Consider the following 17,833-nt stretch of genomic DNA (forward strand, 5'->3'; position numbering starts at 1 on the left):
TATTTGTACTTACTTTTATACAAGTACTTACCCCAAAGTATGTAACCATGACAGCGATTAAAGAGAGTTCGACCAGAAATTTTAACAAGGGCGTGGCATTAACCAGCTGCCCCGTAACCTTTGTAATGGAAAAAATTGGCGGTTACTGGAAGCCTATTATTATCTATCATTTAATGAGCGGGCCAAAACGCTACAGTGAACTGAAACGGGCCATTCCGCAGATTACCGAAAAAATGCTGATTCAGCATTTAAAACAGTTACAGGCCGATGATATTGTGTACCGGGATGCCCAAGCCGTTGTTCCTCCTGTTGTTACTTATAGCTTAACCAAACCTGGAGAAGATCTTTTTACCGTACTCGACTCTATGGTAGATTGGGCAGTGAAAAATGGTTCGGTTTAAATCAGGAAATGCGATAAAATCGCTTATAAATTAGCACCGAAAGGCAACATTTACAGGCATTTGGATTTTAACACCGTTAATAGCAGCATAGGCTTAATTTACCTAAACCTTGGCGAAGCGGATACCGGCTCAGAGCAGAAGGCCTGCAGGCGTATGAGCGAAGCAAAGGACTATGGTTGCTATGAAAACCAAACCTGGCTTTTCTTAAAGATCAGCAAGCCTTTACCGGCATACAAAACCATGGTATATTGCTTGTTGCTGTGATATACAAGTTTTACTTTTCAAAGAAAATCAGGTTCTATTTCTCCACAAATTCAATAAAAAGCTTTTGATTTCTTATTTTTGAACCTCAAAAAAATAGGAGCCGAATTGGATTATTTAGAAGGATTAAACCCGCAGCAAAGAGCTGCAGTAGAGAATACAAAAGGACCGGTAATGATTGTTGCAGGTGCCGGATCTGGTAAAACCCGCGTAATTACCTTCCGCGTGGCCCACCTTATCCAAACCGGTACCGATCCGTTTAACATATTGGTACTTACCTTTACCAACAAAGCGAGTAAAGATATGCGTGAGCGTATCAGTAAAGTGGTTGGCGCCGAAGCAAAAAACATCTGGATGGGAACCTTCCACTCTGTTTTTGCGAAAATTTTGCGTGTAGAGGCCGAAAAAATAGGCTATCCGAGCAATTTTACCATTTACGATACCGACGATACCAAGAGTGTAATCCGTGCGATCTTAAAAGAGATGCAGCTGGATGATAAATTATATGCCCCGAATTTTGTTTATGGCCGCATTTCTTCGGCAAAAAACAACCTGATTTCGTGGGGCGAGTACCAGGCAAACGATCAGATCCAGGCCGAGGATATCCAGAATAAACGTCCGCTGTTAGGCCAGATTTACGAAACTTATGCTAAACGTTGTTTCAGGGCTGGTGCGATGGATTTTGACGATTTACTGTTTAAAACCAATATCCTCCTGAAAGAACACCCGGATGTACTGAATAAATACCAGCAAAAATTCAGATACCTGATGGTGGATGAGTACCAGGATACCAACTTTTCGCAGTACACTATCGTAAAAAAATTGGCGGCAGCTTATCAGAATATCTGTGTAGTGGGTGATGATGCGCAGAGTATCTATGCATTCCGTGGAGCCAATATCCAGAACATCTTAAATTTCGAACGCGATTATCCGGATTTAAAAGTATATAAGTTAGAGCAGAATTACCGCTCTACCCAAAATATTGTTGATGCAGCGAGCAGTATTATTGCCAACAATAAAAACCAGCTCGAAAAGAATGTATTTTCGGATAACGAACCCGGCGAACGCGTTAAGGTTTCGCGTGCTTTTACAGATAACGAAGAAGGTAAACTGGTAGCCGAAGCCATTATTCAGGAACGGACAAGCAAAGGACTTCATCATAGCGATTTTGCCATTTTGTACCGTACCAATGCCCAAAGCAGGGCCATGGAGGAAGGCTTACGGAAATTAAACATCCCTTATAAAATATTTGGTGGTCAGTCTTTCTACCAGCGTAAAGAGATTAAAGATTTAATTGCTTACTTCCGTTTAACTTTTAATCCGAAGGATGAAGAAGCGATAAAAAGGGTAATTAACTATCCCAAACGTGGTATTGGCGATACCTCGGTAGATAAAATTATTGTAGCTGCCGATCAGCATGGTAAAACCATGTGGGAGGTGATTGCCAATGCGCACATGTATGTAGATGGCCGTTTGGCTAACCAGCTTAACGATTTTGCTACCATGGTACAAAGTTTTCAGGCCGAGGCCAAAAAACTTGATGCCTACGATGCGGCATTATTTATTGCCCAGCATGCGGGTATTTTAAAAGAATTGTATACCGATGATAGTGTTGAGGGCCGCAGCCGTTACGAAAATATCCAGGAATTATTAAACGGTATTAAGGAATTTGCCGAACGTGAAGATATTGAGGAAAAAGGCCTCGAGATTTTTATGCAGGATGTTGCCCTTTTAACCAATGACGATAAAGACGGCGATAAAAACAAGGATAGTGTTTCGCTCATGACCATCCACTCATCAAAAGGATTGGAGTTTAAAAACGTATTTATAGTTGGTTTGGAAGAGAATCTTTTCCCTTCGCAAATGTCGCTAACCAACCGTACCGATTTAGAAGAGGAACGCCGTTTGTTTTATGTGGCCATTACCCGAGCTGAGGTAAAACTAACCTTAACTTACGCTACTTCGCGTTATCGCTGGGGAACCCTAACCAACTGCGAACCAAGCCGTTTCATTAACGAAATTAACCCTAAGTTTTTAGAATTGGATGTTAAACCATCCAGATCGAATTCAATTGAAGGTAGTTTTGACGATGAACGCAAAACCTGGACCTCACAGCCGCGCGATTTCTTTAGCAAGCCTAAACCAGCCGGTGCCGGTAATACAACGACTTCTACCCCTCCTGTACGCCCTAAAACCACTTCGCTTTTAGCTAAGGCACACGTACCCACACCTGGTTTTACACCATCACAGCCGCACGAATTTCAGAATGGCATGGAAGTAGAACACGAAAAATTCGGTTTTGGAAAGATCATCAGTTTAGAAGGATCGCTGCCAGATGTTAAGGCTACGGTATTTTTTCAGGGACTGGGCAATAAACAATTGTTGCTCAAGTTTGCGAAATTAATGATTGTGAAGTAGTAAAAATCAACTATTAGTTAGTCAAACATAAGTTTGTCACGCTGAGCCTGTCGAAACGCTAGTTAACCATTTAACTGGTCCTTCGACAGGCTATTATTGACAGACCCTATAGAAAAATCGTCATTTCGACTGGAGCCGGCCGGTTCTTCACCGGTGGCGGAATGGAGAAATCTATTTCTATCTATGCAGATTTCTCGACTGCGTTGCACTCCGCTCGAAATGACGATCCCGAATAGACTTATACCTCTACCAACCAGACCTATCTTCCAAAAACTCACCATTTTTAAGCTGCACCAACTGCCCGTTAGCTAAAGATTTAGCCGTTATATTCCAATCATCTTTAACTTCCGTAACCTCTACCAAACTACCAAAGGGGAAATCATCTCCTTTATTATCGACAGTAATTTTAACTTTTTCGCCCACTTCCGGTTCTTTAAAAAACAATTGATTGCCAACAATATTTAAACCATTAATTTTTTCCAGATCAGCGATAAGGTATTTCCGGTAAGGCGATTGCGGATTTTGCGATATCAGTACAAAAGACTGTGTTTCCATTTCGTACTGAACCTGCATTTTGTAGAAAAACTTACCTCTGATTTTATCGCCCAGATAAATTTTATCACCCTGTGCTGTACGATAGCCTGTATAAAAAGATGTTATCTCCATAAATTGATTCTACGACCAAATATGGCTTATTTTTTTAAATTTGTTGCCCCGAAAGCCCAAAATTATCCTTAATATTGGGGTCGGTTTTTCCGAATACAAACCATGCAACTTACCAAGTTAGAAATCAAGGGCTTCAAGAGCTTTGGCGATAAAGTAACCATCAACTTTAATGAAGGGGTTACGGCTATTGTGGGTCCTAATGGTTGTGGAAAATCGAATGTAATTGATGCCATGCGTTGGGTTTTGGGTGAACAAAGCACCAAAGCACTCCGATCAGAAAAGATGGAGAACATCATTTTCAATGGTACCAAAAACCGTAAACAGGCACAGCTTGCCGAAGTATCGCTTAGTTTCGATAATACGAAAAACATCTTACCTACTGCTTATTCGCAGGTTACCGTGACCCGAAAATTGTACCGGAACGGTGATAGCGAATACCGCTTAAATGATGTACAGTGCCGGTTAAAAGATATTACCGACCTTTTTCTCGATACCGGGATTGGCTCCGATAGTTACTCGATTATTGAGCTGAAAATGGTCGATGAAATTATTACCAATAAAGAGCATAGCCGCAGATCCTTGTTCGAAGAGGCATCGGGTATTTCGAAATATAAACTCCGCAAAAGACAAACCTTTGGTAAACTAAAAGATACCGAAGCCGATTTAGAGCGTGTAGAAGATTTACTTTTCGAAATTGAAAAAAACCTGAAAACACTCGAAAACCAGGCGCGTAAAGCTGAACGCTATTATAAGCTGAAAGAACAGTACCGCGAGCTGAGTATACAGCTGGCTGCGCACCGTATTGCCTTTTTCCGTACCGATTTAGGGGCACTCGAAACTCAGGAGCAGCAGCAAATGCTTAACCGAACCGAGTTGAGCACCAAAATAGATACCGGAGAGGCCGATTTGCAAAAACTTAAGGTAGGCAGCATCAGTCAGGAGAAAAACCTTTCCGTGCAACAAAAGGCCACCAACGAGTTTGTTTCCAAAATACGTGCTTACGAGAGTGAAAAGAAAGTAAAGAACGAACAAATGCGTTTTTTACAGGAGAAAGAAACACGTTTATCGGGTGAGCTGGAAAAGGATAAAAACCAAGTTAACCACATTAAATACAATATTAAGCGCCTTAATGAGGAAATTTTAACCGAAACAGAGGTTTTTAACCGTCTCGAATCGGATTTAAAAGTGCTAAAATCGACTTTGGATACCCTCCGTGAGCAACAGCAAACTGAGAAAAACCGGATCGATAACCTCTTAAAATCGCTGAATGAGCTGCAAAGCACAGTTTATCAGTCGCAAAAGGAAATTGATATTTTTAACATCCAGAAAGATGCGCTGGTGCAGGAAACCAACCGCAATGTTGATGATACCGAAACCAAAACCTTAGAATTAAAAGCCTTTGACCATGCTTTGGCCGAGCTTGATATTCAGGTAAGGGAAAAGCAGGCAAACATTAAAAACCTTACCGAAGCAGAAGAAGTACTGAAAACCCAATTGGCCACTTCAGAAGCTAACCTGAGTTCGAATAAGGAAAAACTAACGGCAGAAAACCGGAAAAAAGATGCCAAACAAAACGAATACAACCTCACTAAATCACTGGTTGACAGTCTGGAAGGTTTTCCTGAATCTATCCGTTTCTTAAAAAAGAATACTTCTTTTGCCAAAACAGCCCTACTCCTCTCTGATATTCTATTCTGTAACGAAGATTACCGCATTGCGATAGAAAATTATCTGGAGCCGGTAATGAACCATTATGTGGTTGAGAAATATGCAGATGCCGTTGAGGCGATTAACCTCCTTACAGATGCCAGCCGTGGCCGAGCCAATTTCTTTATTTTAGAAAACATACCCGATAAAACCCCTAACCTGGCCGAACATGAGGGTTTGGTATCAGCTTTATCGGTAACTGAAGTAGATAAAAAGTACCAGCATCTTTGCACTTTACTGTTGCAAAACGTGTATATCGCCGTTAACGAACAAGAAAGTCGTTTTAAAGCAACTCCGGGCGATGGCTTAACCGTTTTGGCCAAAAACGGAAAATATGCGCAGACTAAATTCACTCTTGCAGGTGGATCTGTAGGTTTATTTGAGGGAAAAAGGATTGGTAGGGCCAAGAATTTAGAAAATCTGGCGAAAGAAATTAAAGCTTCAGAATCGCTGATTAATAAATATAACGAAGCCATTAAAATGGAAACCGATCAGATTTTCAATTTGAAAGAAGCTTCAAAAATTAACCAGATTAGTGCTTTGCAACAGGAAATGAACCGTTTAAACAACGAGCATATTTCTGTTCAAACACGCCGCGATCAGTATCAGGAGTTTATTACGACCAGCGAAAACCGCAAAATAGATATCGCACAAAAAATTGTATCGATAGAAAAATCGCTTTCAGAAAAGTTGCCGGCATTGGTAGAGTTGCAGAAAAAACAGCAGCAAGACCATGTTAACCTGCAGGAACAACAACTTAATTACCAGGAAATTGCCGATCTGGTAAACGATAACGCTGGCAAATACAATCAGGATAACCTCCGTTTTCACCAGCAACAAAACAAGTTGTCGGGTTTAGAAAAAGACCTCGATTATCGCTTTGTGCAGGAAGAAGCACTAAACAAACGCATTGCCCAAAACGATAAAGAATTACAGGAAGCGCTTACCCAAATTACAGCCACCCTGCAGCACACCGACCTGAACGACGATACCCTTTTAGAAATGTATCAGCAGCGTGAGGAAATGGAAAAAGGGCTTGCTGAGGCAGAAAAAGAGTATTTCGAAATTAAAGGCAATATTAATCAGGTAGAAACTGATTTAACCAACATCCGCAAAAACCGCGAAGAAACCGATTTCCTTTTAACTGAAATTAAGGATAAAAAGAATGCTTTAAAAATCGATCTGAATGCCTTAAAAGAACGTTTGGCAGTTGAATTCAACATTGATATCAATGATCTTTTAGAGACAGAGACCGAAATTGAAGCGCTGGAAAGCGAATTTGAAATCCGCCAGAAGGTAGAAAAAATGAAACGCCAGCTGGATGAATTTGGCGCCATCAACTCGATGGCCATGGAGGCCTTCAAAGAAATGGAAGAGCGCTATGTCTTTATCCAAAACCAGAAAAAAGACCTTAATGCAGCCAAAACCGATCTTTTACAAACCATCAAAGAGATAGACGATACTGCAAAAGACAAATTTATGCAGGCCTTTACCCAGGCGCGCGAGCATTTTATCGTGGTTTTCCGTTCTTTATTTAACGATGAAGACAGCTGCGACCTGATTTTATCCGACATCCACAATCCATTGGAAGCTGATATTGATATTGTTGCCCGTCCGAAAGGCAAAAGACCACTATCTATCAACCAGTTATCGGGTGGTGAAAAAACCTTAACTGCAACTGCCTTGCTGTTTTCGCTTTACCTGTTAAAGCCAGCCCCATTCTGTATTTTTGACGAGGTTGATGCACCGCTAGACGATACCAACATCGACAAATTCAACAATATTATCCGTAAATTTTCCGATCAGTCGCAGTTTATCATTGTATCGCATAATAAACGTACCATTGCCAGTACCGATATTATTTATGGCGTAACCATGGTAGAGCAGGGTGTTTCTCGCGTAGTTGCTGTCGATTTAAGAGAAGTAGCCGCGTAAAAGCAAAAAGACCAAAACTAAGTCTACAAATTATAGCAGAGCAATCTTTTAAGCAATTTGAAAATGGAAGCAACAACTTTTGGCGGCCTTGCGTCCTGCTGTTCACTATAGCCTCGCGAAAAGCTCGGTCTGCCGTTGCCATCAGGTTTATAAACGCAATACAGTGCTTTTAACAACGTTTTCCTTGCTATACGCCAATAATTAATAATCTTTAAAAACATATACTGCGAGGCAATTTTAACCCGTTACTTTTTCGATAGACAACCAGGTATATACATTTGCGCCTTTCTTAGTGAAACAAGTAATATCTTCCTAAAAACCTCGTTTGAATAGCATAGCAAAAAATGTATATTTGTTATTATAACTTAAGGATATGTTAGCCACTGTTAAAGGATATTACGAAAAGGGAAAGATTATCTTAAAGGAAAAACCTCCTGTTCAAACAAAGACAGAGGTGATTGTTACTTTCTTTACAGAAGATAAACCAATTCTGACGAAAAGAGTACCTGGTGCACTGAAAGGCAAAATTTCTATTCCAGATAATTTTAACAATCCATTATAGTTTCACGGAAATAATTCCAAATAATTTAAATACTACGTCATTGCGAGGTACGAAGCAATCTTTTAGCCAATAAGGCTTAGCTAAAGTACGGGATCAACACGTCAACACCAGTTATAAACATGAAAATCCTCTATATCATTCCCTTAGCCATGATGCTAAGTTGTTGTTCATCAGTAAAGAACCAAAGTACAACTGGAAACGAAAAGCTTGATACCCAATTGTTAAAAGATGTAGAAGTATTGTCTTCAGATGCTTATCAGGGCCGGAAGACAGGTACGAAAGGGGCAGAAATGGCGCGGGCTTATATTATCGCACGTTTTCAGAAACTGGGTTTAAAATCCTATCCGCAACATGTAAACTATGCTCAGGAATTTACCTTTAACAGCAGAAACAGCGCCAAAGTAAACGGAACCAACATTATTGGCTATATTCCAGGAAAAAGTAATAATGTAATCGTTGTTTCGGCACATTACGACCATTTAGGCGTAATTAAAGATGAGGTTTTTAACGGTGCCGACGATAATGCATCGGGTACGGCCGGATTGCTAAAAATTGCAGCCTATTACGCCAAAAACAAACCCAACAACACGATCATTTTCGCAGCTTTTGATGCCGAAGAAATGGGCTTACAGGGCGCGAAGGCCTTTGTAGCCAATCCTCCGGTACCGGTTAACACCATTGCCATTAACCTGAATATGGATATGATTAGCCATAGTGATAAAGGCGAATTGTACGTGTGTGGCACTTTTAAGTATCCGGATTTAAAGCAATATATTGATACCACCCGAACCAATATTAAAGTAATTTTAGGGCACGATGACCCTAAACAAGGGCACGACGACTGGACCAACCAAAGCGATCAGGGTGCTTTTAATGCCAAAAACATCCCCTTCCTGTATTTTGGTGTAGAAGATCATAAAGATTACCACAAAGCAACAGACGAGTATAGCACCATTACCCCAGCCTTTTTTAGTAAAGCAGCCGGTGTGGTATTGGATGTAGTAAAACGCATTGATGCTCAATCTGGCTTGCAGCAATTACTTAAAGACAAAATGATTATGATGGATAACCCTCAAAAATCGCAGAAATTTTAATGCTGTAATTCGTTACCCTCCAAAAAGATTAAAACCTGCCCTAGTGCAGGTTTTTTTATGCGCCAATATTTTCAAATAAAAATAATTAACTGATTATCAACTAATTAAAACAAATACTATAAAAATAGTTTGAAAACTAGTTTTATAGTATTAACTTCATTTAAGCAAACTATAAAAATAGTTACCATGATAAAAGAACTCACAAAAGCAGAAGAACAGATTATGCTTATCCTTTGGGAAATGGGCGAAGCCCTTGTAAAAGATGTAATTGAGAAGATGAACGAGCCCAAACCGGCTTACAATACGGTTTCAACGGTAATCAGGGTTTTAGAAACCAAAGGCTTTGTCGATCATAAAGCCATTGGTAATACCTATATCTACTTCCCTATTATCAAAGAAACTGATTATAAACGCTTTGCTTTAAATAAAGTGATGAACAATTATTTCGAAAACTCTTACGAAAGTCTGGTTTCATTCCTGGTAAATGAAAAAAGTATGGGTACCAAAGAACTTGATGAAATTATTCAATTGGCCGAAAAACTTAAAAACAACAAGTGATGAACTGGTTATATTACTTACTCGAAGCCAATCTGTATCTCGTAATATTTTACGGTTTTTACAGATTGTTCCTTCATCGCGAAACCTTTTACGGATTAAATAGAAGTTATTTAATTTTCAGCTCAATAGTGGCTTTTCTTCTTCCATTTTTTCAGCTCGGTTTCTTAAAAGCACCTGTAATCGAACAAATTACCGCAGCCCCCACCCCTGAAATGGTTGTCAGCCCAGTCATAGTGACAGAAAACCTGCCATTAGAAAGTTATCAGTCCAGTATCTTCACCATTGATAATGCGATTATCGCGATTTATAGTCTGGTGACTATTGTATTTCTGCTTAAAATGCTTTTCAACTTATCCAAAATCATCAGTATGCGCAAACTACCATCTGTTAAACTGGATAATGGAGTCAAATTAATAGATCTAAAGGGTTCTAAAATAGCTTTTTCATTCTTCAAGCTCCTCTTTCTTGATCCTGATTTATCCGAAAAAAATACCATACTGAAACATGAACTGGTTCACATTAAACAAAAACATAGTTTGGATGTCTTGTTATTCGAAATCATCCAAATCATCAACTGGTTTAACCCAATCGTTTATCTCGTTAAAAAAGATATTAAGTTAATTCACGAGTATCTGGCCGACGAAGAAACAACTAAGTACGATGTAGAAAAATATCACTACGCCATGTTTTTGATCCAAAATTCAACTGGTATCCAAAACCTAACCTTAACTAACCAAATATTCAGTTCATCAATTTTAAAAAAGAGAATTAATATGTTAAACCAAAAGAAATCAGCGCGTTGGGCCAGGCTCAAACTGCTACTTGTGTTGCCAGTTACTGCAGGGATATTGTGTATTTCTACCATGGCTTTTACAAAAGATTATGGTTTTGTGGACTTGATGCCAGAGGACTTATCTGGAAAAATTAGTCCTTTAGATAGCACAATAGTCAGGGAAATACTCACAAAAAGTGAATTAGTTGCTACCAATCTAAATCCAATGCCCAACTCGACAGATAATGTACATATTGAAGCAAATACTAAAGATATGTTCGCCGTTTATTTACACAATACTAAGACCGGTCAAAGCCTCATGGAATTAGATTGGAGTCTAATACCAAATGGTACAAATATTAAAGAAGGATACTGTTATAAAGGGACAAAAGAATTTTCTAAAATTGATAGTGCTATTAACATGGCAATACGACTAAAAAAAACATTAGCTACAGTAAAATATGGAGATTTGAGAAAAATTGAACTAAAAGATAATCAAAAATTAAAAAGCCAGCTTATAATGCAGGATAAAGGTATATTACCACCACCTGCCATTAGTAAAACATATTTTCCACCTTATAAAAGAGATGGTAAATACAATTATGTTTCACTAGAGAAAAGGGTCGTAATTATCAATGGAAAGGAAATAGCAGATAAAAATAAGTTTTATGGTGCTGCAGACGCAACCGAGATCAAGTTTTTGAAGACAAAAGAAGCAACTGAAAAGTATGGCAAAACTAAAGGGCAATTTGGTGCAGTAGAAATTACAGGAAAAAACGTAGTTTTTTGTTTGCAGCCACCTATCGTAAAGAAAGATCAGATTAAGTTACCTCCATCTGTAGATAGTCAAACTTCTTTTTATCCAAAGAATGAGTATAGCAGTAAAACTCAAAAAGCAGTGATGATTGATCAGAGGTATATCGTAATTAATGGCAAACCAATTACCGATAATAGCACTTTTTATGGTGTTAGGAATACAAATTCAGTAAAATATCTCAATCAATTGGCTGCTACAAAGAAATACGGCCAAGAAAAGGGCAAAAATGGAGCAGTAGAAATTACAGGAGATAATTTAATGTATTTAGCTAAGGTTTCTCCACCTCCGCTTCCAGTAGAAAGAGATACAACTAAAAAGAAAAAAATACAAAAGGTAATCATTAAGGGATATAAAAAAGCTATGGAAGTTAAAACGGTTGAAGGCTATCCCATTCAAACCAAAGACCAAACAACCAGCCTCAAGGCTGCTCCGCAATCTGATAAAAGCTTAAAAGAGGTAACCATTAAAGCCTTGGAGGTTAAAAAAGTACAGGGTTATCCGATTAAACAGAAAGATAAAACTATAGACATAAAACCAGCACCAAAATCTGATAAAAATTTAAAAGAAGTTACGATTAAAGCTTACGAAAAAGCAATGGATGCAAAATCGGATGGTGAAATAAAGGAAATTAGGATAAAAGAGAGCCCAACAAAGGTAGATGAGAAGAAAGGATCTAGAATGGTCCTTGAAATTCATCAAGATGAAATAATTAAGAGTAAAAATGACAAATTAAATGTTAGTATACCAGAAGGTGCTGCTGCCGAATTGACAATTTACAACTCCACTTATGATAAAGCATTTTACCAAACTACTAATTACAAAAATGATTGGTATGCTAAAGAACTTCCAAACGGAAAGTATCCATACAACTTCGTATTCAGAAAAAATGGAAAGGTAGTTGGTGGAAAAAGTGGTTTTGTAGAGATCAAATAACTACTGCGCCACGTATACCACGTATTTCGTTTCAAAGAAATCTTCCTCAAAATAAGCTGAAAGCGGATACAGTTCTGCTTTCAGTTTAGATTCCTTAATCTCTTCGGCCAAATCGCCACCTTTTAAATACAAAATACCGTTTGGAATGGCATTAAGCGATTCTTTCTTAAACTTGCCTTGTATCCAGGGATAAAACTCGCCCAGGCGCGTAACTGCTCTTGAGACAACGAAATTGAATTTCTCTTTAACCTGCTCAGCCCTTAAATGGTCGGCACGCAGGTTTGTTAAACCCAGTGCGGCAGCAACTTCTTTAACCACCTTAATTTTTTTACCGATAGAATCGACCAGGTAAAATTGTGTTTCAGGAAATAAAATGGCTAGCGGAATACCCGGAAAGCCACCTCCAGTACCAACATCCAGCACCGACTCGCCCGCTTTAAACGTACAGATTTTAGCTATGCCCAATGAATGAAGCACATGACGTTCGTAGAGTTCTTCAATATCTTTTCTAGAAATTACATTGATCTGTGCATTCCAGAAACTATATAAATCAAACAACCGCGAAAACTGCTCGAGTTGTTTTTCGCTTAGGTCAGGAAAATATTTTAAAATGATATCTGGCTTTACATCAGGCATATTGCAATTACTAAAGGATTATGAACTATTTCCACTTTACATTTTTCTTCCCAAACATGGATAAAAATCCGTTCAGGATTAAAAACAAAAACAAAAGTATATCTAAAATCGGGAACCACCAACGTAAATCGCCATAGTTTAACCGTTTAAGCAATTTTGGATAGATAAAACACCTGATGATGATGCTCAACACAAAGATTCCCAGGGCTACATACTGTGCTTCACGACTTAAAAACATACACCCCGCAAAAAAAGCGTAAAACAAAAACTGGAATACAATCTGAACCGTTAAAATAAACTTGTGTTTCGGTTTATATAACTTTCCAGCCCCGAAATGGCGTTTCTTTTGACGCAGGTAGCCTGCCCAGGTTTTATTAGGCTCGCTCCATACATGGCTATCGGGATGCAAGCGCACCTCCGTATTATAAGCGGTAGCATGTGCATTTACAAACAAATCATCATCGCCTGAAGGGATGTGCATGTGCGCTGCAAAGCCTTTATGCTTAAAGAAAAGCGATTTTTTGTAGGCCATATTTCGTCCAACCCCCATATAAGGCATGCCTTTTAGCGCAAAAGATAGGTAGTTAACTGCAGTAAAAAAGGTTTCGAAACGGATCAAAGCATTTAACAGGCTTCTCTTTTTCATGTAAGGCGAATAGCCCAATACAATTTCCGTCTGCTCATCAGCAGGTTGCTGCATATCCATTAACCAGTTGCCCGATGCAGGCATACAATCGGCATCAGTAAATACCAGCCAGTCGTATTTAGCCGCTTTAATCCCCATCGTAACAGCGAACTTTTTGCCCGCAATAAATTTATCGTTATCTAAAATTTTAACTACTTTAAGGTTGTGATGCTGCTTTGCAAAAGTTTCTAAGAATTCTTCTGTACCATCCCACGAGCGATCGTTAACCACAACCACCTCAAATTCAGAGTAATCCTGTTCCAGCAAAACAGGCAGATATTGCTCCAGATTTGCAATTTCGTTGCGGGCGCAAACAATTACACTAATGGGTTTTCTGGCCGATACAGGTACTTCTTCTATACTTACCCTGGCCAGCTTTAAATGAACAAACAGTACGTAATAAAGCTGAACTAAAAGGCAGAAGCCCAATATGGAGAGCAGAATAATTTCAAGCGGGGTTAATATCACGATGGTAAAATAAATAGGCGCAAATTTCTCATTTTTAATCTGTAAAACACTTTTATGTGGATAAAAATTTAAACAAAAATATGACCCCATTTTTTGCTATTTTTGGCAGATTTTTGAAGAGGAAAATATATGAAATTTAGTTTACAGGCTAACGATCCACTATCTAAAGCCAGGGCCGGAACAGTAACCACTGCCCATGGCGAAATACAAACACCGATTTTTATGCCTGTGGGCACAGCCGGAACGGTAAAAGCCGTACACCAGCGCGAGCTTAAAGATGATATTGACGCAAAAATCATTCTCGGAAACACTTACCACCTTTATTTAAGACCAGGGCTTGATATCCTGGAGAAAGCAGGTGGCTTACATAAATTTATTGGCTGGGACCGCCCCATTTTGACTGATAGCGGTGGTTATCAGGTATATTCTTTAAGCAAAGTTCGCAAAATTAAGGAAGAAGGTGTTACTTTCCGTTCGCATATCGATGGTTCAAAGCATCTTTTTACACCCGAATACGCCATGGATATTCAGCGTACCATTGGTGCCGATATCATTATGGCCTTTGACGAGTGTACCCCATACCCTTGCGATTACACTTACGCCGCAAACTCCATTAAAATGACGCACCGCTGGTTAGAGCGCTGCTGTACCCATTTCGACAATACCCAGCCTAAATACGGCTTCGATCAAACACTCTTCCCTATTGTTCAGGGCTCTGTATATAAAGATTTGAGAATTAAATCGGCCGAATTTATTGCCAGTATGAACCGTGAAGGCAATGCCATAGGCGGTTTATCGGTGGGTGAACCCGCTGAAGAAATGTACGCCATGACAGAAGTGGTATGCAATATATTACCAGCTGATAAACCACGTTATTTAATGGGCGTTGGGACTCCAATTAATATATTAGAGAATATAGCGCTGGGTATTGATATGTTTGATTGCGTAATGCCGACCAGAAATGCAAGGAATGGCATGCTTTTTACCAGAAATGGAATCATTAACATCAGGAACAAAAAATGGGAGAATGATTTTTCTCCTTTGGATGCTGAAAGTGACCTGCATGCAGATCAGGTAACCACAAAAGCTTATTTAAGGCACCTGGTACACAGCAACGAAATGCTGGGCGCACAAATTGCAACCCTGCATAACCTGCACTTCTATTTATGGCTGGTAAAACAAGCCAGAGAGAAGATTATTGCGGGCGAATTTTACGAGTGGAAAAACAAAATGGTTAAAGTATTAGGCAATAAGCTATAAAATGAACATCATCAAAGGCAACATTAAAATTATAGATCGGTACATTATCGGTAAATATCTGGGTACATTTATATATACACTGGCTATTTTCGTGATCATAATTGTAGTGTTCGACCTTTCTGAAAAGATGGACGATTTCATGAAGAGCGGACTTAGTTTCTGGGGCATCTTATCTAAATATTATGCAGGTTCTATCCCTTTTTACGTAAACATGCTCTCGCCGCTGATCAATTTTATTGCTGTAATTTTCTTTACCGCTAAAATGGCCGATCAAACAGAAATCGTACCCATATTAAGTGGTGGGGTAAGCTTTAACCGCTTTTTATTCCCATATCTGGTATCTGCAAGCATCATTTTCTCTGCAAACCTATTATCGAATCTTTACATTTTACCCTACACCAATACGTTAAAAAACCGTTTCGAAAACACCTACGTAAAGCGTAACGACCCGTCAACAAAATCCAACATCCACATGAAACTGGATGATAAAACCTATATCTACATTGATAATTTCGACAACAAAACCAATTCGGGTTATCGCTTTTCACTGGATAATTTTAGTGGCGATGTGCTAACCAAAAAGATTGTTGCCGAAAACATTAAATGGGATTCGCTTAAGCGCAAATGGCAGTTAACCAATTATTCCATCCGCAAAATTGAGGGCTTAAAAGAGACTATGATTTATGGCAATGGTAAGCTTAAAGACACTATATTAGATATGCGTCCGGATGATTTTTCGGCCTATGATAACGTGGTGCAAAACCTAACTACCAAAGAACTGTCGGACAAAATCAGGAAAGAAAAAATCCGCGGAACGGGCGTTATGAACGACCTCCAGTTTGAGCGTTACAAACGTTACCTGCACCCGCTGTCGGCCTTTGTACTTACGCTTATTGGTGTAGCCCTGTCGTCGCGTAAAGTGCGTGGAGGGGTTGGGGTATCATTGGGTATCGGCATCTTCATTAGCTTCGCTTATATCGTATTTAATCAGTTTACACAAATGTTCTCTACCAAGGGCGGATTACCTCCATTTGCGGCTGTAATTACACCTACCATATTCTTTGGCTTGCTGGGTTTTTACCTGCTTAGAAAAGCGCCAAAATAACAATGGACGCTACCAAAAAGAACCTGCTCATCCTTCACCTTACTGTTTTTGTCTGGGGCTTTACCGGCGTACTGGGCAAGGTAATTTCGATCGATGCTGTACCTATGGTTTGGTATCGGGTATTAATCGCTGCAGGCACACTTTTCGCCTGGTTTTTACTCACCAAAAAGAACATTAAAATCAGCAAAAAACAATTTATCCAGTTCTTTTTAACCGGAGCAATTGTAGCCATCCATTGGATATTTTTCTTCCATGCCATTAAAGTTTCTACGGTATCGGTAACGCTGGTATGCCTTTCTTCTTTCACTTTATTTACCGCTATTTTAGAACCGTTGATTAAAAAACAGCCGATACAAATGGGCGATATTTTAATCGGTTTACTGATTATTTTAGGGATTTACATGATCTTTAAATTTGAAGGACAATATACCTTGGGCATCATTTTCGGACTACTTGCAGCTGTAGCTTCGAGCCTTTTTTCGATCATCAATTCAACATTAGTTCAAAAAAGTGAGCCTTCAACTATTGGTTTTTATGAGTTATTGGGTGGCCTTTTCTGGATAACTTTATACCGCCTTTACGATGGTTCTTTATTGAGCATGCACTTTAATTTAAATGCCAGCGACTGGTTTTATTTAGCTCTCCTGGGTACACTCTGTACATCGGTTGCCTACGTTGCAGGTGTATCGGTTATGCGCACTTTATCGGCCTTCAGGGTTGCCTTAATTACCAATTTAGAACCTGTTTATGGTATCCTGTTAGCATTCATTTTTTTCCAGAATAAAGAACAAATGACCGGAGGATTTTACATTGGCGCAACCATTATCCTGGGCTCAATCTTCCTTTACCCCATCTACAAAAAAAGAAAAAACAAGCTGTAATTATTAGCTGCACAAACCTAATTCTCTATCGATTTCATACCTTGAAAGAATACAATTTCTGTAGCATCAGTGCGGTACTATAAACTCAATTTACAGGAATAAATCACGAGTATAAGGGAATGACTTACCTTATCTTTATCGCCTGATAAACCTATAAACGTTTAGGCTTAAACCTCCAAAAGTCAGGCGATATTATTTAGTCAAAACAAATATTATTGGGGTTTAAAATTTGAATTTTAGTCAGCAGTAAATGGTCAAAGTATGCCATAATACTGACTCAAAAAAAGATAAAAGTATTGCATCTTGACAATTCGAATCATGCTTAATACTTTAATTCATCAACGCTTATATACAGTCTTCAATCTGCGTACAGATCTGTTAAATCTGCGGGAAAAACTAAAATGAATCTACCAAAGCAACTCAATAACCTTCTTAAATAACACGTATTATTGACAGAAAAAATTTCTGGCACAACGTATCAAATCAACCGGATCTAAATAAACAACGTTATTCTAAAACGGCCAAACCGAAAGATAACTCTTAAGAATTCATTGATCCAAAAACATGTCTTTCACCTTTTTACTTAGAATAACAAAAACACTCAAGCAGCAAAAAAAACAAGCCGATAAACAACATAAATCTATGATCAGATAAGCAAAAAAAAGGGCATACCG

At 38.9% G+C, this 17,833-nt stretch carries 13 protein-coding genes; 10 read left to right on the forward strand and 3 right to left on the reverse strand.

What is annotated here, in order from left to right:
- Positions 1-47: 47 nt before the first annotated feature.
- Complete coding sequence (locus OC25_RS20885) at positions 48-401, forward strand: winged helix-turn-helix transcriptional regulator (RefSeq protein WP_039480031.1); 354 nt, start codon at positions 48-50, stop codon at positions 399-401.
- A gap of 369 nt (positions 402-770) precedes the next feature.
- Positions 771-3,080, forward strand: a complete 2,310-nt coding sequence (locus OC25_RS20895; RefSeq protein WP_039480220.1) for an ATP-dependent helicase — start codon at positions 771-773, stop codon at positions 3,078-3,080.
- A gap of 246 nt (positions 3,081-3,326) precedes the next feature.
- Here OC25_RS20895 and OC25_RS20900 read toward each other — a convergent pair whose 3' ends face one another.
- Entirely contained in the window at positions 3,327-3,746 is a 420-nt protein-coding gene (locus tag OC25_RS20900; RefSeq protein ID WP_039480034.1) for a hypothetical protein, read from the reverse strand.
- A 102-nt stretch (positions 3,747-3,848) separates the two neighbouring features.
- Between OC25_RS20900 and smc the strand changes: the two genes are divergently transcribed.
- The 5 genes from smc to OC25_RS20930 all read left to right on the forward strand — a co-directional run bounded on the left by smc (position 3,849) and on the right by OC25_RS20930 (position 12,124).
- Complete coding sequence (gene smc / locus OC25_RS20905) at positions 3,849-7,388, forward strand: chromosome segregation protein SMC (RefSeq protein ID WP_039480036.1); 3,540 nt, start codon at positions 3,849-3,851, stop codon at positions 7,386-7,388.
- A 373-nt stretch (positions 7,389-7,761) separates the two neighbouring features.
- Complete coding sequence (locus OC25_RS20915; RefSeq protein ID WP_039480041.1) at positions 7,762-7,950, forward strand: hypothetical protein; 189 nt, start codon at positions 7,762-7,764, stop codon at positions 7,948-7,950.
- A gap of 119 nt (positions 7,951-8,069) precedes the next feature.
- Entirely contained in the window at positions 8,070-9,044 is a 975-nt protein-coding gene (locus tag OC25_RS20920; protein WP_039480044.1) for a M28 family peptidase, read from the forward strand.
- A gap of 186 nt (positions 9,045-9,230) precedes the next feature.
- The gene (locus tag OC25_RS20925) at positions 9,231-9,602 is read left to right on the forward strand and encodes a BlaI/MecI/CopY family transcriptional regulator (RefSeq protein ID WP_039480047.1); all 372 of its coding nucleotides are present in this window, start codon (positions 9,231-9,233) and stop codon (positions 9,600-9,602) included.
- A complete protein-coding gene (locus tag OC25_RS20930; protein ID WP_039480049.1) occupies positions 9,602-12,124 on the forward strand; it encodes a M56 family metallopeptidase in 2,523 nt (840 codons plus the stop codon). Before OC25_RS20925 ends, OC25_RS20930 begins: the two co-directional genes overlap by 1 nt.
- Here OC25_RS20930 and rsmG read toward each other — a convergent pair whose 3' ends face one another.
- Together rsmG and OC25_RS20940 are read right to left on the reverse strand one after the other, a co-directional pair.
- Positions 12,125-12,760, reverse strand: a complete 636-nt coding sequence (gene rsmG / locus OC25_RS20935) for a 16S rRNA (guanine(527)-N(7))-methyltransferase RsmG (protein WP_039480052.1) — start codon at positions 12,758-12,760, stop codon at positions 12,125-12,127.
- A 25-nt stretch (positions 12,761-12,785) separates the two neighbouring features.
- Positions 12,786-14,003 (reverse strand): glycosyltransferase, encoded by a 1,218-nt coding sequence (locus OC25_RS20940; RefSeq protein ID WP_167335422.1) that lies wholly within the window; start codon positions 14,001-14,003, stop codon positions 12,786-12,788.
- Positions 14,004-14,042: 39 nt separating this feature from the next.
- Between OC25_RS20940 and tgt the strand changes: the two genes are divergently transcribed.
- The 3 genes from tgt to OC25_RS20955 are packed head-to-tail and all read left to right on the forward strand — an operon-like array spanning position 14,043 to position 17,159.
- On the forward strand, positions 14,043-15,173 hold the full coding sequence (gene tgt, locus OC25_RS20945) for a tRNA guanosine(34) transglycosylase Tgt (RefSeq protein WP_039480055.1): 1,131 nt from the start codon (positions 14,043-14,045) through the stop codon (positions 15,171-15,173).
- A 1-nt stretch (position 15,174) separates the two neighbouring features.
- Positions 15,175-16,278, forward strand: coding sequence for an LptF/LptG family permease (locus OC25_RS20950; RefSeq protein ID WP_082018677.1), 1,104 nt, complete (start codon positions 15,175-15,177; stop codon positions 16,276-16,278).
- A 2-nt stretch (positions 16,279-16,280) separates the two neighbouring features.
- On the forward strand, positions 16,281-17,159 hold the full coding sequence (locus tag OC25_RS20955; RefSeq protein WP_039480058.1) for a DMT family transporter: 879 nt from the start codon (positions 16,281-16,283) through the stop codon (positions 17,157-17,159).
- Positions 17,160-17,833: the final 674 nt, after the last annotated feature.

The organism is Pedobacter kyungheensis (assembly GCF_000812965.1).
Classification (GTDB): domain Bacteria; phylum Bacteroidota; class Bacteroidia; order Sphingobacteriales; family Sphingobacteriaceae; genus Pedobacter; species Pedobacter kyungheensis.